The organism is Nocardia sp. NBC_00565, from assembly GCF_036345915.1.
Classification (GTDB): domain Bacteria; phylum Actinomycetota; class Actinomycetes; order Mycobacteriales; family Mycobacteriaceae; genus Nocardia.
In genome coordinates this window covers 679,059-697,428 of record NZ_CP107785.1, presented here as the reverse complement: position 1 = coordinate 697,428, position 18,370 = coordinate 679,059, and the positions used below count along the sequence as shown (strand labels likewise).

The following is an 18,370-nucleotide window of genomic DNA, read 5'->3' as shown; positions in this document are numbered from 1 at the left end:
GATCGCATGTCGGCTCTATGGCACAGGTGCCGCACGATGACGGAAGTCCGCAGACGACCATCGGGTACCTGGAGCCTGATTGGTGCCGGTTGCGCGCGAAGAATCCAGTCTCATCAAGACCGATGACTAGCAAGCGGGGATATGCATGAAGCGAGGGCGCGGCCGGTTCAGACCGCTGGCAACGCCCGCAGGAGTTCGACTACCTGAATCGTGATCATCTGTTTGCCCGTTGACTACGCACAGATCCTCGTACAACGCGTTCAACACAGTGCGCGCGTCGGAGAGGGACCTGCCCCGTGCTGGCGAGCACTTCACCGAGGTCATACCTCAGGAACAACGCGGTTTCGCAGCCATCGCCGTTGGCGGCGACCACCTCGTCGAGCACCGAGCGCAGTTCGGCGATGCCACCGTCGACATCCCCGAGAGGGGGAAGCAAGAACTCGATCCGGAGGGGACCGGATCGCCGCGGGCGACCTCAACGATCGATAGGGTCGAACATGACCGGTGTCAGCCTGACTTCGGCCATCTCCCTCTGGACGACGAGACACCCGGCAGGGTCCAACGTGAGGCGAATGCTTCACTCGCGCTCGCGGATGTAGGTGACTCCGAACCGCCTAACCTGACGGTACTCCTGGAGCCGGGTGGGGAGGTCGAACGCGTCGCCGGTGACGTGCTGAAAGATGTCGAGGCCACGGCCTAGCACGATCTTCCAGCCGGTGTCGGTGATGATCGAGCGATCATGGATCGTGCTATCGAAGGCGGCCTCGAAAATGATGCCTGCGGCCGCTGCCGCGTTCTTCACCTTGACGAGAAGTTCGAGCTGCTTGCGCAGCTGGTCCTCGCCCTGGGTGTTTTCGGAGGTGATGAGTTTGACATTCACCTCGTCGGCAGCGTCTTTGGTCGACGCGATCGCTGCGATGAGTTCCATGAGATTGCGTGCCTGATGGAACTGGCGAATGTACGGGTCCGTGATGGTGATCGCACCGGCACCCTGCAAGTGCGGGATGAGCAGAGTGGCGTACGTGACACCACGCTGGTTCTCCTGGAACTCGCGGTGTCCCTCGAACAGTGACAGTTCGGGCTCGACCGGTGCGTCGGTAACGGAAGCCGTTGTGGATTCGCTGCTTTCGGCCGACGCTACGCCGCCTTGGTGGCGCTCACGGTGGTAGTAGGTCGGGTACTCGTCTTCCTCAAGTGTGGAAACTGGCCTCCAAGCGCCACTCTTATCGGAGTAGCCAAACTTGACGTCGGCCATCGTCGAGTCGATGCGCAGGATCTGATCCTTGACACGCTTGCGGCCCTCGATCGCGAACCGCAGGATCTCCTCTATCTCGTCGGCGCTCGCCTCCCCGTGCGGGTACAGCAGTTTCATGAGTCCAGAAAAGGTCTTATGGATGCCGTCGCGGTCACGGGTCGAGATATCTGACGACAGCGTGAAGTACTGCTGGTAGCGGTCGTAGTAGTCCTGCGACCGCATCGACCTCAGTACTTCCGCGATGTAATCGACGACAAAGCCGTAGCCGTCGGAGAACATCTCGCCGCGAATCGTGTCGACCTCCCAACCCGGGATGTAGTGGTGGAGGCGGTCGAGATAGGCGGAGTCGTGGTAGCTCTCAGGCAGCTCGTCGAACAAGTCGGAGTGCTTGAGCATGTACGGCACGGTGTGTGAGGTGTTGCCGACGAACACCATTGACGCCTCTGCGCCTAGCGTCTCAACGCCACGTGAGAACGACTTGTTCGCCATGTAGTTCTTCATGATGTCGACGAGCGCCTTGTCGGCGCGCTTCTTCTTGCCCGCGAACTCGTCGAAGGCAACGACATCCCAGTAGCCGACAAGGCCGAGGCGACTGTTGGCGTTGTTGACGAACAACTTGGGGACGGAAACCTCCCCGCCGGAGATGAGCATGCCGTGAGGCGAAAACTCCGAGAAGATGTGAGACTTGCCGGTGCCCTTCGGGCCGAGCTCAATAAGGTTGTAGTTCCGCTCGACGAAGGGAATCAGCCGCACGACTTGGATGAGCTTGGCGCGCCTACCCAACAGCTCTGGGTTGAAGCCGATGGATTGCACGAGCAGATCGATCCACTCATCGGTGGTGAACTCGCGCCGTGCAGCGAGGTAGTCCCCGACGTCGAAGCTCGACAGCTGGATGGGCTTGATCGACCCGAGGATCCACGGCACCACTCGGGAGTCCTCGCTGTGGAAGTACTCGATGTCGCAGATGCACCAGACCCCGCCGACAAGCAGCTTGGGATGTGCCTTGATTATCGCAGGCTCAACCAGGACGCCCTTTATACCGAGGTTCGCGAACTCGGCCTGGTAGACATCGTCCTTCTCGTTGAGGGTGGCCGTGACCTTGTCGATAACGCGGTGCCGACCGCGCTCGCGGATGGTCGACTTCACCAGCTCGGACTCGTTGCGATGCACGTAGTGGTCGGCAAGGATCTTGCGAACTGTGTCGATACCCGCCTGGATGGTGGCCTCGTCGTCGGATGCGGCGTACTGCCCGAGCAGGTACTCCAGCACGTAGGACGGCACGATGGCGTTGCCCTTGACAGCCTTGACCAGGTCTTTGCGCACGACCACTCCGGGGAAGAGCCGGTTGATCTTGCGGTCCAGCTCGCTCTGGGGCGGTGGGGTGTCAGCCGACTCTTCGGCCTCGGGCTCTCCGAACGCCTCCGGGCTGATCTCACTCAGGTCACTCATCGCTGCACCGTCCTAGAAGTCGAAGTCCGAGGTGAAAGATCGCTTGAGCATGTACATCGCCTTGGCCGGCAGCCTCCGCCACTGGTTCGTGTTGGGGATCCGCTCCTCTAACCGGAACTCGGCCATACGGTTGTTGTAGTCGTTCGCGTCCTGACTGAGCAGCATGACCACCGTCTGGTAGCGGTCGCGCTTGTCGGTCGATTCCTGGTTGAACACCAGCATGGAGTGGTTCGAGATCAGGGTCTCGTCCACGTACAAGCCCGCGCGTAGCGTTCGGGGCTGGATTTTGTCGGTGACTGACTCAGCCTGGAACAGTTTGACGACCAACTGACCGGTGGTGATCTTGTCCGACTCGGGCAAAATCTCGATGTTAACCGGGCGGGTGTCGCTCTTGCGCTTCTTGTTGATAGCCAGAACAGGAACAACCACTTCTTGCAGAGAGGCACCGCCGTGGACGAAGCGTGATCCCCCTCCCGAGAGCCGCAAGCGATGTATAGATTTCGGGATCTGCACGTCCAGGTCGCTGTCGAGCCCGACCTGGGACGCGGTGAAGGTCTTGAACGCCGGGTCGTCTTTCAGTCCACGTCCGAGGACATAGCGGCGATCGGTGACCTTGATGTCGTCGCCCTGAGGGAGCGTCGACAGGTAGAACGCATCCGCCAAGGCCGTGTCTTGGAACAGGAAGCCGTGGTCGGCGGTGATGAAAAGATTCGTCGCGTTTGCGTTCGTCAGGCGTTTGACCAGGTCTACTAGCTCTCGAAGCGTGTCCTCGGCTGCTTCGAAGACCTGGCGTTCAGTGCCTCCCTTCTCACCCGTCGTATCGATGCGGTTGTGGTAGACGTATAGGACTTGGTTCTGCTGGTACAGCTCGCGTAGTTCGTCCCGGGTCAACGAGAAGACATCCTCGGCCTGGATCGCTCGCCCCGCCACACCGCTCAGGATTTTGCTTCGGTTCTGCGTGCCATCCGAGCGCAGACCGTCGACGACGACAGGATCACCGTCCGTCGAATGTCCGATCGTGCTGTGTGGCAACAACGCAGCCATCCCGAGCTGGGTGTAGCTCGGCAGTACACCGAGCATGGCATCGAGGGTGGCGTCGAATCGATCTTCTTGTCGGATGCGTGACCCGAGTTCGTCGGCGACTTCATACCTGAGTGCGTCGGAGACGATGACAATTGCCTTGCGGCGGCCGTCGCGGGTGATCGGTTTGACGTAGTTGGCAAAGAATGATGTCTGTGAATAGAGGGCGGCGGAATACCATCGCTCCATGGCGTCGACCTGCTGCTGCCATTCCGCACCGAGCTTATATACGAACCTATTCGTATAGAACGACTCCACCTGCGACCGCAGCACCTCCAGGGGACCGGAGTGTTCGGCTGTCCGGGCGGCGTAGGTGAACTGACGGTAGAGCTGGTCGATGCGGAACCACTCGGCACGGTATCTCTCCAGGCCCTCGTCGAATGACTGCATCGTCAGGCTGAGCGCGTTGAGCGCGGCCAGCAGCTCCGAGGCGCTGCCGACCGCGGCGTACAGCTTGCGGTACCCGTCGATCCAGATGCTGCTCTGGCGGCTGCGAATGATCTCGGCAACCTCGCGTGCGGTGGCTGTACGGTCGGCGACTGCACGCGCGAGGTCGCTGATGATCTTCTGGTCGACTTCCTCGAACAGGTCGTTGCCGACCAAGTCGCGCAATGGTGTGTCTTCGATCGTGCTCGCGATGTTCAAGTCGCGTGCTGAACGCTTCGCAAGCGTTGCCAGTGCCTTTTGACTCCGGACGTCATAACGGAGGCTCCCGAAGTCGAGCTGGATGTTGCGGAGCCCGCCAGGACGCTCGGAGGTGAACTCTGCAATCGCCTGCTTGAACACCCACAATACAAAGTCATCGATGCTCGGGCTCGGCGACTTGTAGCCATAGATCTCGGCCACGCCATGCCAGTAGAAGTCGTCGAGGCTGTACTCGGCGAGAGCGCGATACTTGGTGTCCGCGCCGTCAGCGTTCTCGGTAAGCAGAGTACGGGTTATCTCCAGCAGAGTGTGCTCACGCTGACCGAGCAGCACAGCCGACATCTTGGCCTGCAACAACGTCGCGTCATCGTCAGCGTCGAGAATCGCCCTGAGACTCTGCGCCCATTTGCTGGTCCCGAAGAACTTCTCGGAAGCCTGCACGATCTCGCCGATGCCATCGGCGGTAAGCCCGAGCTCCTGCTGCAACAGTGAGATCCGGTCGGCGGTGAACACCCCGTATGCAAGCTCCAGGTCGAGCAACCAGTTGCCGATCCCCGTCGGCACGGCACCCGCACGGTAGACGAGGAACTTCGCAGTCGGCTCCATATGCAGGAGGCGGTTCTTCACCGCGTACTCGTCGTTGGCGATACGCACGGTTACGACGCCAACCAGGCCGAGCGAATCCAACTCGGTATCGTACTCGCCCTTGGGGTCATGCCAGAACACCACACGTTGTGTCTCGAAGAGACGCTCCAGATGCGGCCGGATGGCAGATGCCTCACTCATCGCTTGCCTCCAGGCCGGGGATCTTCTTAAGTGCTGCACCGAATTTCGGGTAGTTAATCTTCACGCCGTCATCGAGGTCGATCTGAACCCGCTGGGTCGCAAGCGGATACAGCACGTCGTGTTCGTACTGATCGAGTTCGAGCAGGACCTTCCGTAGACGGTCCACCTCCTTCTGCGCGGCAGCTTTCTGCCGTGGCGTGCCTGTTCCGTCAGCGAGGCGCTCATGATGCTGGCGGCTGGCTTCCAACTTCGCCATGTACTCGCGCAGGTACTCGTTCAGAACCGTCGACACGGTGGACGGTGTGTAGCGGTGCATGTAGATCAGCGCATTGAACGAACCGTTCGGACTGGAGAACAGCCAGTAGATCGGACGCTTCTTGTACCGCTGCCAGTGGTCCTTGTAGAACGACTTCACGAAGTAGTCACGCAGGTCTTTCACACCGAGCGACTCGGTGACAAACCGCAGGTTCTCCTCGAAGTGCTGCTCCCCGAACGCCACCCGCAGGAACTGCCGGAATTGCGCCACGATGTCGTGCTCGAACCACTCACCATCGACAATCGGGATGACATTGTCCTGGTCAACCATGAACGCCGCACCCGACGCTTGGAATAGGTAGTTCTCCTCCGCCATATTCGTGAGAATCAATCCGGGCTCGTCAATGCTATAGCGGCCGAACATACACGCCACCGCATAGGAACACAGGTCGCGCGCCGCGTCCGCGACCACCAACTTCCGCGTGGCTTTTGCGTCCTGTACACCGGGAAAGCGCCACCTGGCGTTCGCACCAAGAGCGACCCGTCTTTCCGGAACCGTCGCGTCAAGCTCATCGAGGAGGCTGTACGCATCCAGGAAAGCTCGATTGTTCTCCTGCTCAAGAGATCGCACTTCTGCAGTTAGTTCTCGCCTTGCGTGCAGCACTCGATCCCAGAGGGCAGAAACGCGTGTCGGCTGCCGATCTTCCGGAATCCACGGCGAGCGCATGAAGTGCCACGACGTCTCGGAGTCGTTCCAATCCGAACGCGCCAGTTCCTCCAGGCGACGAACACTCGATAGGTCGATCTCTTCCCAGCGGGTAGGCAACGGAACTCTGCTCAGTGCGGTGATCCGATAGTCCAATGTCGGGCTCATCGCGTGCAGCAGATGGCCGACCACGACACTATTCAGAAGCCCGAGTAGCATCTCAAGACGCCGCTCGGTAGTGAAGATCGAGGGAGCCGTGGAGTCATACGAGAACCCAGCCGGGTACTCCCGGATCGAGAAGTCTGAAGTGCTGATCCGGCTCCACGAGAGTGAAGGCTGAAAAAAGTGCGCCTTTCCCCGCATGGGCGCACCGTTCGTCGACAGTGGCACTCTGTGGTACGCGTGAATACTGGCGCCCTGGCTGCCCCAGTCGAGCACGTACTCTTCGTTGCCCGCCCAGCGCCTGAAGCCACCTCCCTTCTTGTGCGGCACCCATCGCTCCGACGGCTCGGAGTTCGTGGTTCGGTTGAACGAGATGTCACTTCGACTTACCTCCCACCACCGACGGAGGAAGAGAGCATTATTTCCTGTATTGATCCCCTCTCGGATGCTGGCTATCTCTCCAAGAAATATCGCACCTTCGAATGCCTTTCTAGTGGCCGATGATAACCAGTATGCGATTGGCGATCCAGGGACTGAGCCGAATTCGGATGGCAAGACCTCGAAGCGAGTTATGCCGGGCTCATGAGAATGCAAGGCTTCGTGGAAATGACTGGTCTTTCTCGCCGCAGGAACATCGACGAGACGGAAGTAAACACCCACGACGGTTGAGTCCGTATCGCGCTTGAGGACGAAGGCGGTCGTCGCAACGACCTCACCCCCGATAGTGTCGAATGCCCCAGGCCCAAGGTGAGCCATTGACAGAATCGCTGACGACCTGAGGAGACGCTCACGGAACTCCTCGAAAGTCGACAGAAACATCCAGCTCTGCATTGCAATCATAGCCACATAGCCATGGTCTTCCACAGCACACAGAGAGCGCTCGATAAACATAGCGAAGAGGTCCGCCTTGCTCGACGGCCATTCTCTTCGTGCCCGCACCGCCAGCTCGGGTCCCATATTTCCCGATCCCATGTACGGAGGGTTTGCGACCACAATATGGTAACGAGAGGATAGAAACTCCGATTGGAGAACCAATTTCCGCGCACGAGCGCTCAAATCGTTTCTGAGGAGGTCGCCGTTGTCTGTTAGCTCCGCATCCGCGTGGCGCTTGAGCATCGCGATCAGATCCTCGTCCGGACGAATGAGCGAGCCGAATGTGTCGGCCTGCCTGAACTGGTTCCAAAATGCCTCCTCACGCGCGCCGTTGCCGCCGCGCGTGACGAGAATCTCCAGCTCGCTCGGTGTGAACGAGATCGGTTCGAGCACGCAGATATTGGGCTCGATTTGTTTGTTGAAGAACGTGCGCTGACGAGCACGTGCTTTCATCATGAGCACGAAGGCCGCGAGCCCCCCGGCACGGGGGTCAATCTCTGTACCGAACAGGTTGTTCGAGAGGATCAGGCCGGGAATGTCCGGCGGGGCGTGTCCCTCTTCCTCGTAAATTGCATAGAGCAGGTCGAATGCATATGTGAGCATGTGACCCGAGCCGCATGCAGGGTCGATGACCTTCAGCTCCTCGGGGCGGGCAATCTTGAGGTAGTCAGCCTCCTCCGCGACCGGGGCAACGTAGTACTCCATCTGCTCTGCTAAGCGTGAGTCAGGCCGATTAAGCATCCACAGACGTCCGAGGGAGTTCTCGACGAGGTAGCGAACGATCCAATGCGGTGTAAAGAGTTGGGTCGCTGCGGGGATCTCGGCGGCGCCAGCCTTATTGTTCCTCTTGAACCCGGCGAAGATCTCGTCTTTCCGCTCAGATATGTAGAACTGGTACAGCCAGCCGATAACCTCTACATCCTTGCAGACCTCAGTGGTGAGCACGCTCACGGCGTGGGCCATTACCGAGTCGTCAGCGAGCAGGTTCGCAGGCATTAACAGCCCGCTATACCCGCCCTCGCTCTCGAACATGAACGGCATTGCGCTATTCCAGTGGCGGCAGTACGCACCGAGTAGTAGCGCGTACGCCTCGCTCTGCGGGTCGTTGCTGCGGCGCGTACCGTTGAGCAGACTTGTCACGGTCTCCACGGTGCGCCTGTCGGTCACAACCGTGGTGTCGATGTTTCCACGCTTGGCCTCTGCAAGGATCTCCGGCTGGCCAACCTCGCGACCATGCTCGGGAGAGACCACACCGATCCCGGTATAGCCCTTGGCATCCATGAACCGCAGGGCGACGATACGATTGAACCAGGTGTAGGCCACCTTGTCCGCCACCGTGTTACGGCCCACGTCGCCGCCGCCTGCATCTTTGACGGCGTCTTGGAGCGCCGTAACCGTACTCGGCCACTCGACACGCTCTGGTGACGCCGGGGCGAGCACAACGGCGATGCGGGCAGTTACCTCGCGGATCAGCGCCGTACGCGCCCAGGTGGCGAAGCTTTTCAGTGGGCCGGTTTCCATCAGAGGGCAATTCGCTTTCCGCCGTTGATGGTGGCCACCAGCGCGACACGCAGCGCGTCAAGGTAACGGTCGATGTCTTCGCTGGTCTCGAGCAGACCGTGCACGCCTGGCGCCGATATCGTCTTCACCGAAACGGTTTGTGTGACCGGTGAGGGCGTTGCCTCGTCGGCATCCGTGGGTCGCGCCGACGATACGAGCTGGTCGATCAGCTTGGGGTAGTCCGTCTCCTCGAAGCCATTGCCCTGTTCGCGGACATGCGCGATCTGCGTCTCGCTACCGACGCGGGCAATGATCAGGTCGATCGTTCGGACGACCTGTTTCTGAACATCGTCGGTAGCATTCTCGAAGTAGGTGCTGCCGACCATCTCGGTCTTGCGGCCCTCGATCGCCTCGATCACTGCGGCTCGACGGGATGAGAGGGTTTCGTCGACCTGCTTGCCCAGTGTGTCGACAGCCTGTTTAAGCTGGGTCATGCGGTTACCGCGAAACGCGTTGGGGTCCCTCAGTATTCGTTTCACAACAGCGTCGCTGTCCGTGGGCAGGTAGTTGAGGTTGTTCACGTTCGCATCGAGCAGTGCAACGGCTTCGTCGTAAATGATGCGCTGGCCGCCGTTGAGGAACGACTGAATGGGGTCGATCAAGGACTCCTTGGTATCGAGCAGATCGTCGCCAAGACCGAACTCGGTCAGGTACCACTCGTCCGGCTTTCCAACGATCTGCTCTAGCAACCCGATCGGCGCCGCCAACTGTGCGACGAACGGATACTTCGACCCGGTGACCCACGCCTTGAGTTCGTCGAGCTTGCCACGCAGTTTGTCGCTACCATGCCGGACAAGTTCCAGCGGATCCTTGGGTGCAGCCGCCTCGTCGAAGAAATCCATGCAGAACTTGCGGAACGCTGTGACTTTGCGGTCGTCGAAAGACCTCTGAGGTGCAACCACGGCATGAGAGTGCTTCTGCGTGTTACGCAGCGCCGCAGGGACTTCGGAGCGTTTGAGGGCATTGCCGTCGACGGTGACGGTAATCTTCGAGGTTCCGGCCAGCCAAGCGATCACCACTTCGATCGACGCCAGATCCCAGCCATACGGCTTTGCCTGGAACGCGTCCACGATCGCCTTGACGGTCACCTGCTCGCCGAGCCGGTCGCGCCGCAATGCATACGAGAGGATCTCCTCGCCCGGATTTGCGAGCTTCGATAGCGACGGGTCGTCGATCAGGACGGACTGATCGGGGTTGGCGAACACGGCAACCTGTTGCTCGCTGTAGGTCGTCCCACCGAGCAGGCTGAGTTGGGTGTAGGTGCGGCTGACGAGATCCTGGAACCCATCGGTCACGCGCGTGATCGCGTCCTGTGAGCTGGAAGAGACGTCCGTGGCGTTGATCACGAGTTCAGATTTACCGACGGCGCTGCGGATGCGCTCGACGACTTCCTTTTCGCGCTCAACGTTCTGCGTCGCCTTGGAACGCAAGATCTGATCCTCGACCTGTGTGAGCGAGGTCGTCTGCTTGCGCTTCGTGTACCTCTCGGTCCTGATGAGCAGGCGCAAGTCCGAGAGTGCGCGCTCGTCGGGCTCAAGGATGACGCGCAGCTCGTCCTTGCCCGCGCTGTGCATGCGGATCTCGTCGGGCCCGAAAGGGTACTCCGGAGTGATGAAGTGCAACGTCAGTTCACGCTGCGCCCCGTGCACCTGATCGTCGAGCTTGTAGCCGAACGGAAAGTCCTGGCCGTTCTTGGCGTAGCGCAACTTGTTGGTTCGGATCACATCGCCCGACAGAATCTTCGACAGACGTGCGCTGATCTCGGCGGCGTCGATATCGACATTCTTGATCTCCTCCTCGATGCGCTTCTCATCGTTGGTCAGGTACTCGTAGACGTTGCCGTTGCGCTGCACGTACGTCTGCGACTCCAGCAGCATCAGCGCCTCCCGCACCTGCTTGGACAGAGCTGGCAGGTCTAGGCCGAATCGGTCGTAAACCAGAACGGTGAGGTTGCGCGGGGTGGCGTGGAAGCCTTCGACGTACTTGACGAGGAAAAGCGCCTTGAGGAGCCGTACAGCAAGTTCGTTGTCGAGGTTGCGCTCGGCGACACCGATCAAACGCTGTGCAGCGGACTTCAGCGATGCGCGGATGCCCGCGAACATGTGGTCGAACGTGGCGAGGGCACCCACTTCGACATCACCGATATCCTTGGCAACCTTCTGCACGACACCGAGCATCGAGCGCTCGCCGACCGAGCTGTTGCGGCCTTCGAATACGTTGTGCTCAGAGATCCCGGCGATTGCCGCCTGGAAAAGCGGGAACTGGTAGCTGACGAACGGGTAGGTGTCGACGAAGCGCGCCTCGTCGGTGTAGTTGCGGTAGGTCGTCGCGCCGTCGACGAAGTCGAACAGCGTCTTGAAATTCGCTGACTCCGCAGCGTAGATCGCGCTGAGGATTGGCTTGCTGGCCTCGTTCTTCTCCAGCAGGCGCTTACGGATGACCTCTTCGACGTCGGCGCTGGTCAGCTTGACACGGGTTGCGAACCGCGCCTGGATCTTGGAGAAGTCGTTGCCCTGCTGCTTGGTGCGGTCACCGACGACCTTGTCCATGTCCTCCTGCGAGGTGACAAACACCCACGCGCGTCCCTGACACTTCGTGTTGAGCGACTCAGCGATCGTCTGGAGGTTCAGCATCAGGTGCGTGTTCGACCCGATGAACTGACCGACCTCGTCGACATAGAAGTTCAGCCGGAAGCCCTCATCTTGCTTATCGAGCCAGACCTTGATCTCGTCGGCGAAATCCTCGATCGAGACCGCGTACTCGTTGCGGTACTTCGTGAGGATGTTCGTCGGCGCGCCCTCGGCCTGGCCGCTGACCTCGGCGTAAGCATTGGCCACGTTGACTTCTTCGAGCACGCCTTCTTCGCGACCCAGCGTCCAGTCGCGGCCCGCGATCCGTGCATAAGCAGCCTTAAATGCCTCGTACTGGCCGCGGTTGTCCAGGTCACGCTCGAACCGGGCGACGTGCCCCTGGTTTGCGTAGCCGCGGCTCTCGTCGAAGACCTTGACGAACACCTTCAGCAGCGCGTCGGTCTGGTCCTTCGTGATCAGGGTGGCCTTCTGGTCAATGTTGAACAGCAGGCTCTTGGCCGAGATACGGTCGGCCTTGCCCAGGAGCGCCGGTAGGAACGAACCGTGTGCCTTGGACCTGAAGCTCTCCGAGACACGCGCACGCGGAAACTCCTGGCCATCCACGTTGCCGAGCAAATGGGCCAGCATCTTGAGCAGATGCGACTTACCGGAGCCGAAGAACCCGGAGATCCACACACCGTTCGTGTTGGTGTAGTTGGTATACGCCTCGAGCAGCTGCTCGAGTCCCTTCGCTGCCTCGTTCGTCAGGACGTACTCGTCGACCTCGGTCCCCAAGTGCGCGGCATCGTCAGCCTTGATGACACCCTCAATGGAGCGCTGGACGTCCTTGGCGAAGATCGCGTTGAGGTTCATCGAGTCAAGCCTCCTGATCCAAGATGTTCTTGGCTCGGTAGTACTGGTCGTCTTTGAGTCGCCCGAACAGCACGAGCGACGACCCCAAGGTGTCGGACTGTTCGTATCGGCCGGGAAAGAACACAAGCATCGGCTTGCCGGACACCACGCTCTGTAAGTTGTTCAGCACGTTGTGTGATCGGATGTACGGAAAGACCTCGCCGATGCCGGTGAGGAAAAGGATGTCGAACTCACTCTCAGCCAGCTTTGCGCGGATGGCCGGTGCGATGTGCCCTTGCGGGTCGAGCATTCCCTGGAGCAGGTCGCGGAAGTCGTTCTTGTTCTGCTCCAGTTCAAGAGCAAGCAACCGATCCCAGACATCGCGATCGTTGAGGATCTCCACCGACAGGTCATAGAGGTTGATCTCACGGACATGAACGCCCTTGTTGCCGAGACGGTTCTTGATACGCGTCTTCGACCCCGAAATCGCGAGCGCGTCCTCAGGGTCGTAGGGGTAAATGAAGAACGGCATGTCATAACTCAGCCCCTCCATTTGGAGGAACCGCTGACCGCTGAGCACCGCGAACAGGTGCTCTTCCTGCTTGGAGATCTCGTTGGGTGTCATATGTCAGTTCTCCCGGTGGGCGTCGTTCGTCGGGAAGAACCGCAGTTCACTTGGCGTCCGGTCCGCCAGCGCACCGGAGACGCGCTGAGACAGGACCACCTGGAGGATGTGCCCGCGGTCGGATAGCAAGCCAGCCTCGCTCAGCATCTTGAACACGTTCGCCCGCAACTTGCGCAGTGTCGAGTCCTTGAGTTCGGCCAATTCGGTATGCCACAAAGCCTTTCCACGCACGAATCCATCGAAATCCCCGTGGTCGAGGGTGACCGTCAGCATGAGGAACCGCTCCCGCACGACTTCCTCGGCGAACTCGCCGATCAGGCCATAGCGACGGCATGCCGCCGACCACAGCAGGTGGCCTCGCTCGGTGGCCGTCGCCTCGGTCAACAGCTCGATCTCGGCATCGGTGAGCACGGCGAGTCGCTGTACGGTTTCGCGCCCGAGTCTCAACCCGGAAGACACAGTGCGGGCTTGCAGCAGGTTGTCGCCGCCGATGATCTCTCGAACCTTGGACCAGTCACCCTCACGCAGGTAGATCGGCGCAGCAATCACGGCCTCACGCATAAGGAGGGCACCACTGGTGAATGACAGCGCATAGCGCGCCGTCGAGGCCGACTGCAGTGCCACCGCCCCCCTCCTTCTGGCGAATTGACTCGCCCATCGAGACGGTCAAACTACCGCAACAGCAACTGATCTCGCTGCCACGCCCTCCCCCATCTTACGGACCGACACGCACACCGCATGCCGAACAAGATCACCAGATCCCTTCGCGCACAAGGACATCTGCAATCGATGCGATTTGCAATGACCTTTGGACTGTGTCATTCTGTTCTACTCGGATCGTCCGGGTCACCCAACTGGGTGATCGCGATAAGGGATTCCAATGCATAACGGGCACAACGGCGATCAGGTCGCTGAGAGTCAGTCACTCGACGTCCGAACTTCTATCCCATCCGGGCCGCTATCAGCGCTAACGTAGGCGCGAGCATCGAGTTCCGCGCGTTGCATCACGCTGTTGTGCACAGTCGCTCGCATTGGTCACGGTAATCAGCGTCACCGGCAGCGCCCGGGATTGAGCACGCTGTCTCTCTAATCCTGTTGACACACGGGCCAATAACCCGAGCGGCCAGGCGCATCAATCACGGCAACCGCACTCGCCCGCCTGCGCATCGAAGCAGCTGGAACCGGGATCGAACCAACAGCGTTCCTCCCGATTTCACTGTCACAGAATGAAATTCGTCATACATAGAACAATGTTGACCGCTGTCACGACCGTCGGCGATCGGACCGGCAACCCCACGCCACCCGTTCAACAGCGAGGTGTCGTGGCGCGTAAATGAGCCCCAAGCAATCATCCACTGGTAGTACCGAAGCAAAGGAAATGACCATCATCGAAAATCACATGGGCCTGATGGAACATGACGGCGTGGACAAGGCGCTCACGGCCGCTTCCGCCGATGCGGCAGCGGCAGGAGCTCGCGTCTTCCCCTGCACCGTATTCCAACAGGGACAGCGGACGATGATCTCGACCTCATTCCCATATTCCTTCCTCTCCCACCAGGTCGTCTCCGATTCCGTCGACAAGGGCGGCGATCCCACCAACACCACGAACCGGCCCCTGATGACCGACCACGTGAAGAACATCAACAGCTACATGCGAGAGAACCAGGACGACTACATCCTGCCGCCGGTCACCCTGAACGCGCGTCAGCTGCCCGCGCTGCACGTGCCCCGCGGCAATTTCAAGAACCGGCTGGGCTTCATGGTCATTGGTGACAGCGTCCAGACGCTTAGCGATAACCGGGAATCTCGTCACCGATCCGCCGCTGCCTGCCCGTGCCGACTTCCCACCGACGCTGCGGGACGCAGCCTGCCCCTCCACAACCGAACCCGAATACACCGCCGAACCCACTGCACCACAACCGGTTCCACCGGATATGGCGCACCGCCGAGATACTTGCCACCGCAGATCACGCTCTGCTGTTCATCTCATCCCGGAGCGGCCGAGCGCCGCCGCGTGCAACTTCGAATCGGATTGCGCCCCATCAGCTTTCCCAACCACAACGCGTATCGGCATGACGTCACACGGCCGTGTTCCGGCCTGTGCGACCGACGTTGTGCCGCACCAAAAGGAGAGGTTATGACAATGCGTCGACATATTCGTGGCCATCATCGCGCTGGCGGCACACTCGGCAACGATCTGAAGAATCAACCGGCCGGAGTTCCGACTACCCACTGCCTGCATGGAAAGCGCGGGTACTTCACCCGTGGCGACGCGGAAATGGTGCTGGCCTGCATCGATCCCACAATCCGCGGCGTCGGGAACGGCGGGTCTACCAGTGCCCGACGTGCCACGGCTGGCATCTGACGAGTCAGACGCTGACCGAAGTCCAGGCACGGATGTCGACCGGTCCGCGAACGGCCATCAGCACTCCGATGTGCACCTCAACCGGTGCAACGCTCAGCAATACGGCGCGCACGACCGGAATCTCCAACGGCGGCCCCATACGCAGCTCGACGGGCCTATCGCTGAGCGACATTCCGGCGCGCAGCGGGCCGGTGCCGAGTCCCAGCGAAGCGGGCGCGCAGTTCGCCGCGAAGTGTGCAAGTACTCCTGCTCCGAAAGATATTGCACCGCAGCAGATCATGGCTGAAGGCGAACCCGGCGCAAGGCTCTGCGGGCGCACGCCGATCGCGCCAGGCAGGTAGCGCGTCGCGTCCTCTCCCACAGACGCCGTTCGAGCTGAATCACCCGACAACTCAACACAGGGGACGGATCAGCGTCCCGCCCGTCTCACCAAGGCCGCGCTGCCTCGGTCTGATCTCGCATGCCCATCTACAGAGTCGCAGTCAACTACCTCGGCCGTGGCCGATGCCTGGTCGGCATTCGAATCCCTGCGCCTCGCACGCGAATACCTCGCTCCCCCGGCGGACCTTCCGCCCATCCACTCCCCTTGGAGGAAATCCGATGACAACCGACCTCTCGTTCGCCGCGTTCGACGTGGAGACCGCCAACCCCAAACGAGGCAGCATCTGCTCGATCGGCGTCGCCATCGTGCGCGGCGGTGTCCGGGTGGCTACCCATACATGGTTGTGCCGGCCCCCGGCGCCGATCGGCGAATTCTCGCCGTACAACGTGCGGGTCCACAAGATCACCCCGGCCGATATCGCTGGTCAGCCCGGCTTCGCACAGCGGCTGCCCGAGGTGTTGGCGGTGATCGGTGGCCTGCCGGTGGTCGCGCACAATGCCGCATTCGACATGGACAACCTCACCCGAGCGTGCTCCTTCACCGGTACGGACCTGCCGGACTGGATGTATGGATGCACTTACGCGTGGTCGAAACGGCAACTGTCGCTGGAGAAATACCGGTTGCCCTACGTCGCTGGCGCTCTGGGCGTCACGTTGGACGACCACCATCATGCCGGTGCCGACGCGGCCGCCACGGCCGATATCGCGATCGGACTCGCCGCCCTCGCCGGCGCGAACAGCCTCGCCGACCTGGCCACCGCCAATGGCAGTCAGCTCCAACGGCTCGGCCGGGCACGCCACCGGGCGGGCCGATGAATGACCCCGACACGACGGACCAGAGGACGGAAGTCGAGGCACTATATCTCACCGCGATCCTCAATCCCCACAACACATTTGGAGACAATCCCATTGCACAAGATCACCGTCGCTGCGGCCTTGGTCGCCGCCACGGCTGCGTTCGTCACCGCCACCGCGGGCACCGCGTCCGCGAAACAGACGTCCGCCACTACTCCGCATACGGCGCCGAATTCGCCTGCAACGCCGATAAAGCCGCGCCCGGCAGCGTGCCGAATGCGGTCGTCCTCTGCGACCGGCTGAACAACAGTCCGAATCATTCCCCACGTCGGCGCAGTCTGCGGTATGAATTGTTCGGGTTCCGATGAGCTTTGACAGGTGGGGAGGAGACGAACTCGTGTCCAGTGACCTTCAGCGCGAACCACACGCATGGCTGATCCGCAGCGGGCGAAACGGGGAACGCGAGAGCCGAGCGCTGAGCGAGGGCCTCGCGATAGTCGGTTGGGCTGAGGTCGGCGATCTGAGCGCCTATAAGACGTGGCAAGAGCTTACTGCCGCGCTGCAGATGGCATACCCGAGCACCGGCCGAACGGTGATCGGCAACTGGACCGGTCAACTCTGGAAATTCGACACCGAGATCGAGTACGGCGACCTGGTGCTCATGCCACTGAAGACCCGGCCCGGATACGTGGCGGTCGGCCGAGTGAGCGGACCTTACGAGTACCGAGCCGATGAACCCGAAGACTTTCGGCAGGTGCGAAAGGTCGATTGGGTTCGTCCCGATTTGCCATGGGAAGTGATCAGGCCGGATTTGCGAGCCAGCCTCGGCTCGCTGCTGACCGTATGCGGGTTGACGCGCCACGATGCCGCGGCGCGCATCGCCCACCTAGCAGCACATGGCACCGATCCCGGTTTCGACGGCGATGAAGAGGTCACCAGTTCGGCCGAACTGCTCGAGGATGCAGCCTCCCGGGATGCATCGAACCCCCGTGAGTTGACGATCCGAAGCCTACTCGAGCACTGGGGGCTCGAACGCCGAACCGCGCCAGTCATTTCCACGATCAAGTCCGACCTCGCGAGCAAGGGGTTGACCACTCGTCCAGCGTTCACCGAAGGCGCGCTGAGCGACATCGTGGCGTTGGTTCCGCTCGGCACAGAGCCCGGCGGCCCGTCCACGGTGACCAATGGTGGCGAGAACATCGAGGACGTGACCGAGCCCGAACCCATGTCCCGCCGCTTGGGAAGTCTTCCGGCCCGTTTGGTTTCGGTCTACTCCTCTGTCGATCTCACCTTCGCCAAAACGCTGATGCTGCAGCATCAGTTCTCACAGGTCGCGGTGATCGACGAGGACGGCACATACCACGGCGCGGTGACCTGGGAATCAATCGGACAAGCCCATATCGCCAGTGAGGACCCGACTTTGGCAAATGCCACAGTTCCGGCTCTTGTCGTCGACCACGACGCGCTGCTGCTCGACCAGATCAGCGTGATCTACGACAAGGGTTTCATTTTCGTCCGCGATCCGGATCGTGTCCGCGTCACCGGTATCCTTACCGCCTCGGACCTCACTTGGCAGTTCGGCACCCTCGCAAGGCCTTTCGTGCTTATCGAAGAAGCAGAGAACCGGCTCCGGCGAGCGGTCGAGCACTTCGATCTCGATGACTTGAAAGCCGCGGTCCCACCCCACCAGAAGTCTCGTGTCAAAGACGCCGGAGATCTCACCTTCGGCAACTACGTACATCTGCTCAAAGATCCCGATCGCTGGAGAAAGCTCGGCTGGCGACTCGACCACGACCAGGTCGTGGAACTCCTGGGCAGGGTTCGTAATGTGCGAAATGATTTGATGCACTTTGCAACGGACCCGTTGTCAGAAGACAAGTACGCCGCCGTAAACGGACTGCTCATGCTGCTCCGCACGGCCGAACCGAGTCCATAGGCAAGCATTCGACAGCACCCGGCATCGCGTGGGTGCCGGGAGCTGTCTTAAATCCATCACGCGGGCAACAACTCT

General features: G+C 60.8%; 10 protein-coding genes. 3 read left to right on the top strand and 7 right to left on the bottom strand.

Going from position 1 to position 18,370, the window contains the following annotated elements:
• Positions 1-577: 577 nt before the first annotated feature.
• From brxL to OG874_RS03515, 6 genes are read right to left on the bottom strand one after another with little or no spacing between them, the layout of a single operon-like run.
• Entirely contained in the window at positions 578-2,704 is a 2,127-nt protein-coding gene (gene brxL, locus OG874_RS03540; RefSeq protein WP_330253689.1) for a BREX system Lon protease-like protein BrxL, read from the bottom strand.
• Positions 2,705-2,716: 12 nt separating this feature from the next.
• Positions 2,717-5,215, bottom strand: coding sequence for a BREX-1 system phosphatase PglZ type A (gene pglZ / locus OG874_RS03535; RefSeq protein ID WP_330253688.1), 2,499 nt, complete (start codon positions 5,213-5,215; stop codon positions 2,717-2,719).
• Positions 5,208-8,732 (bottom strand): BREX-1 system adenine-specific DNA-methyltransferase PglX, encoded by a 3,525-nt coding sequence (gene pglX / locus OG874_RS03530; RefSeq protein WP_330253687.1) that lies wholly within the window; start codon positions 8,730-8,732, stop codon positions 5,208-5,210. The genes pglZ and pglX overlap by 8 nt, the downstream gene beginning before the upstream one ends.
• Positions 8,732-12,214 carry a BREX system P-loop protein BrxC gene (brxC, locus tag OG874_RS03525; protein ID WP_330253686.1) on the bottom strand — a complete coding sequence of 1,161 codons (3,483 nt, stop codon included), beginning with the start codon at positions 12,212-12,214 and terminating at the stop codon, positions 8,732-8,734. Before brxC ends, pglX begins: the two co-directional genes overlap by 1 nt.
• A gap of 4 nt (positions 12,215-12,218) precedes the next feature.
• On the bottom strand, positions 12,219-12,818 hold the full coding sequence (locus OG874_RS03520) for a DUF1788 domain-containing protein (protein WP_330253685.1): 600 nt from the start codon (positions 12,816-12,818) through the stop codon (positions 12,219-12,221).
• Positions 12,819-12,821: 3 nt separating this feature from the next.
• The gene (locus OG874_RS03515; protein ID WP_330253684.1) at positions 12,822-13,442 is read right to left on the bottom strand and encodes a DUF1819 family protein; all 621 of its coding nucleotides are present in this window, start codon (positions 13,440-13,442) and stop codon (positions 12,822-12,824) included.
• 754 nt (positions 13,443-14,196) lie between these two features.
• Between OG874_RS03515 and OG874_RS03510 the strand changes: the two genes are divergently transcribed.
• Entirely contained in the window at positions 14,197-15,183 is a 987-nt protein-coding gene (locus tag OG874_RS03510) for a DNA sulfur modification protein DndB (RefSeq protein WP_330253683.1), read from the top strand.
• Positions 15,184-15,187: 4 nt separating this feature from the next.
• Here OG874_RS03510 and OG874_RS03505 read toward each other — a convergent pair whose 3' ends face one another.
• The gene (locus tag OG874_RS03505; protein ID WP_330253682.1) at positions 15,188-15,544 is read right to left on the bottom strand and encodes a hypothetical protein; all 357 of its coding nucleotides are present in this window, start codon (positions 15,542-15,544) and stop codon (positions 15,188-15,190) included.
• A 239-nt stretch (positions 15,545-15,783) separates the two neighbouring features.
• On the opposite strand from OG874_RS03505, the gene OG874_RS03500 reads away from it, so the two are divergent.
• Entirely contained in the window at positions 15,784-16,380 is a 597-nt protein-coding gene (locus OG874_RS03500) for an exonuclease domain-containing protein (RefSeq protein ID WP_330253681.1), read from the top strand.
• A gap of 376 nt (positions 16,381-16,756) precedes the next feature.
• Positions 16,757-18,295: a CBS domain-containing protein gene (locus OG874_RS03495; RefSeq protein ID WP_330253680.1), complete on the top strand. Its 1,539-nt coding sequence runs from the start codon at positions 16,757-16,759 to the stop codon at positions 18,293-18,295.
• Positions 18,296-18,370 lie beyond the last annotated feature (75 nt).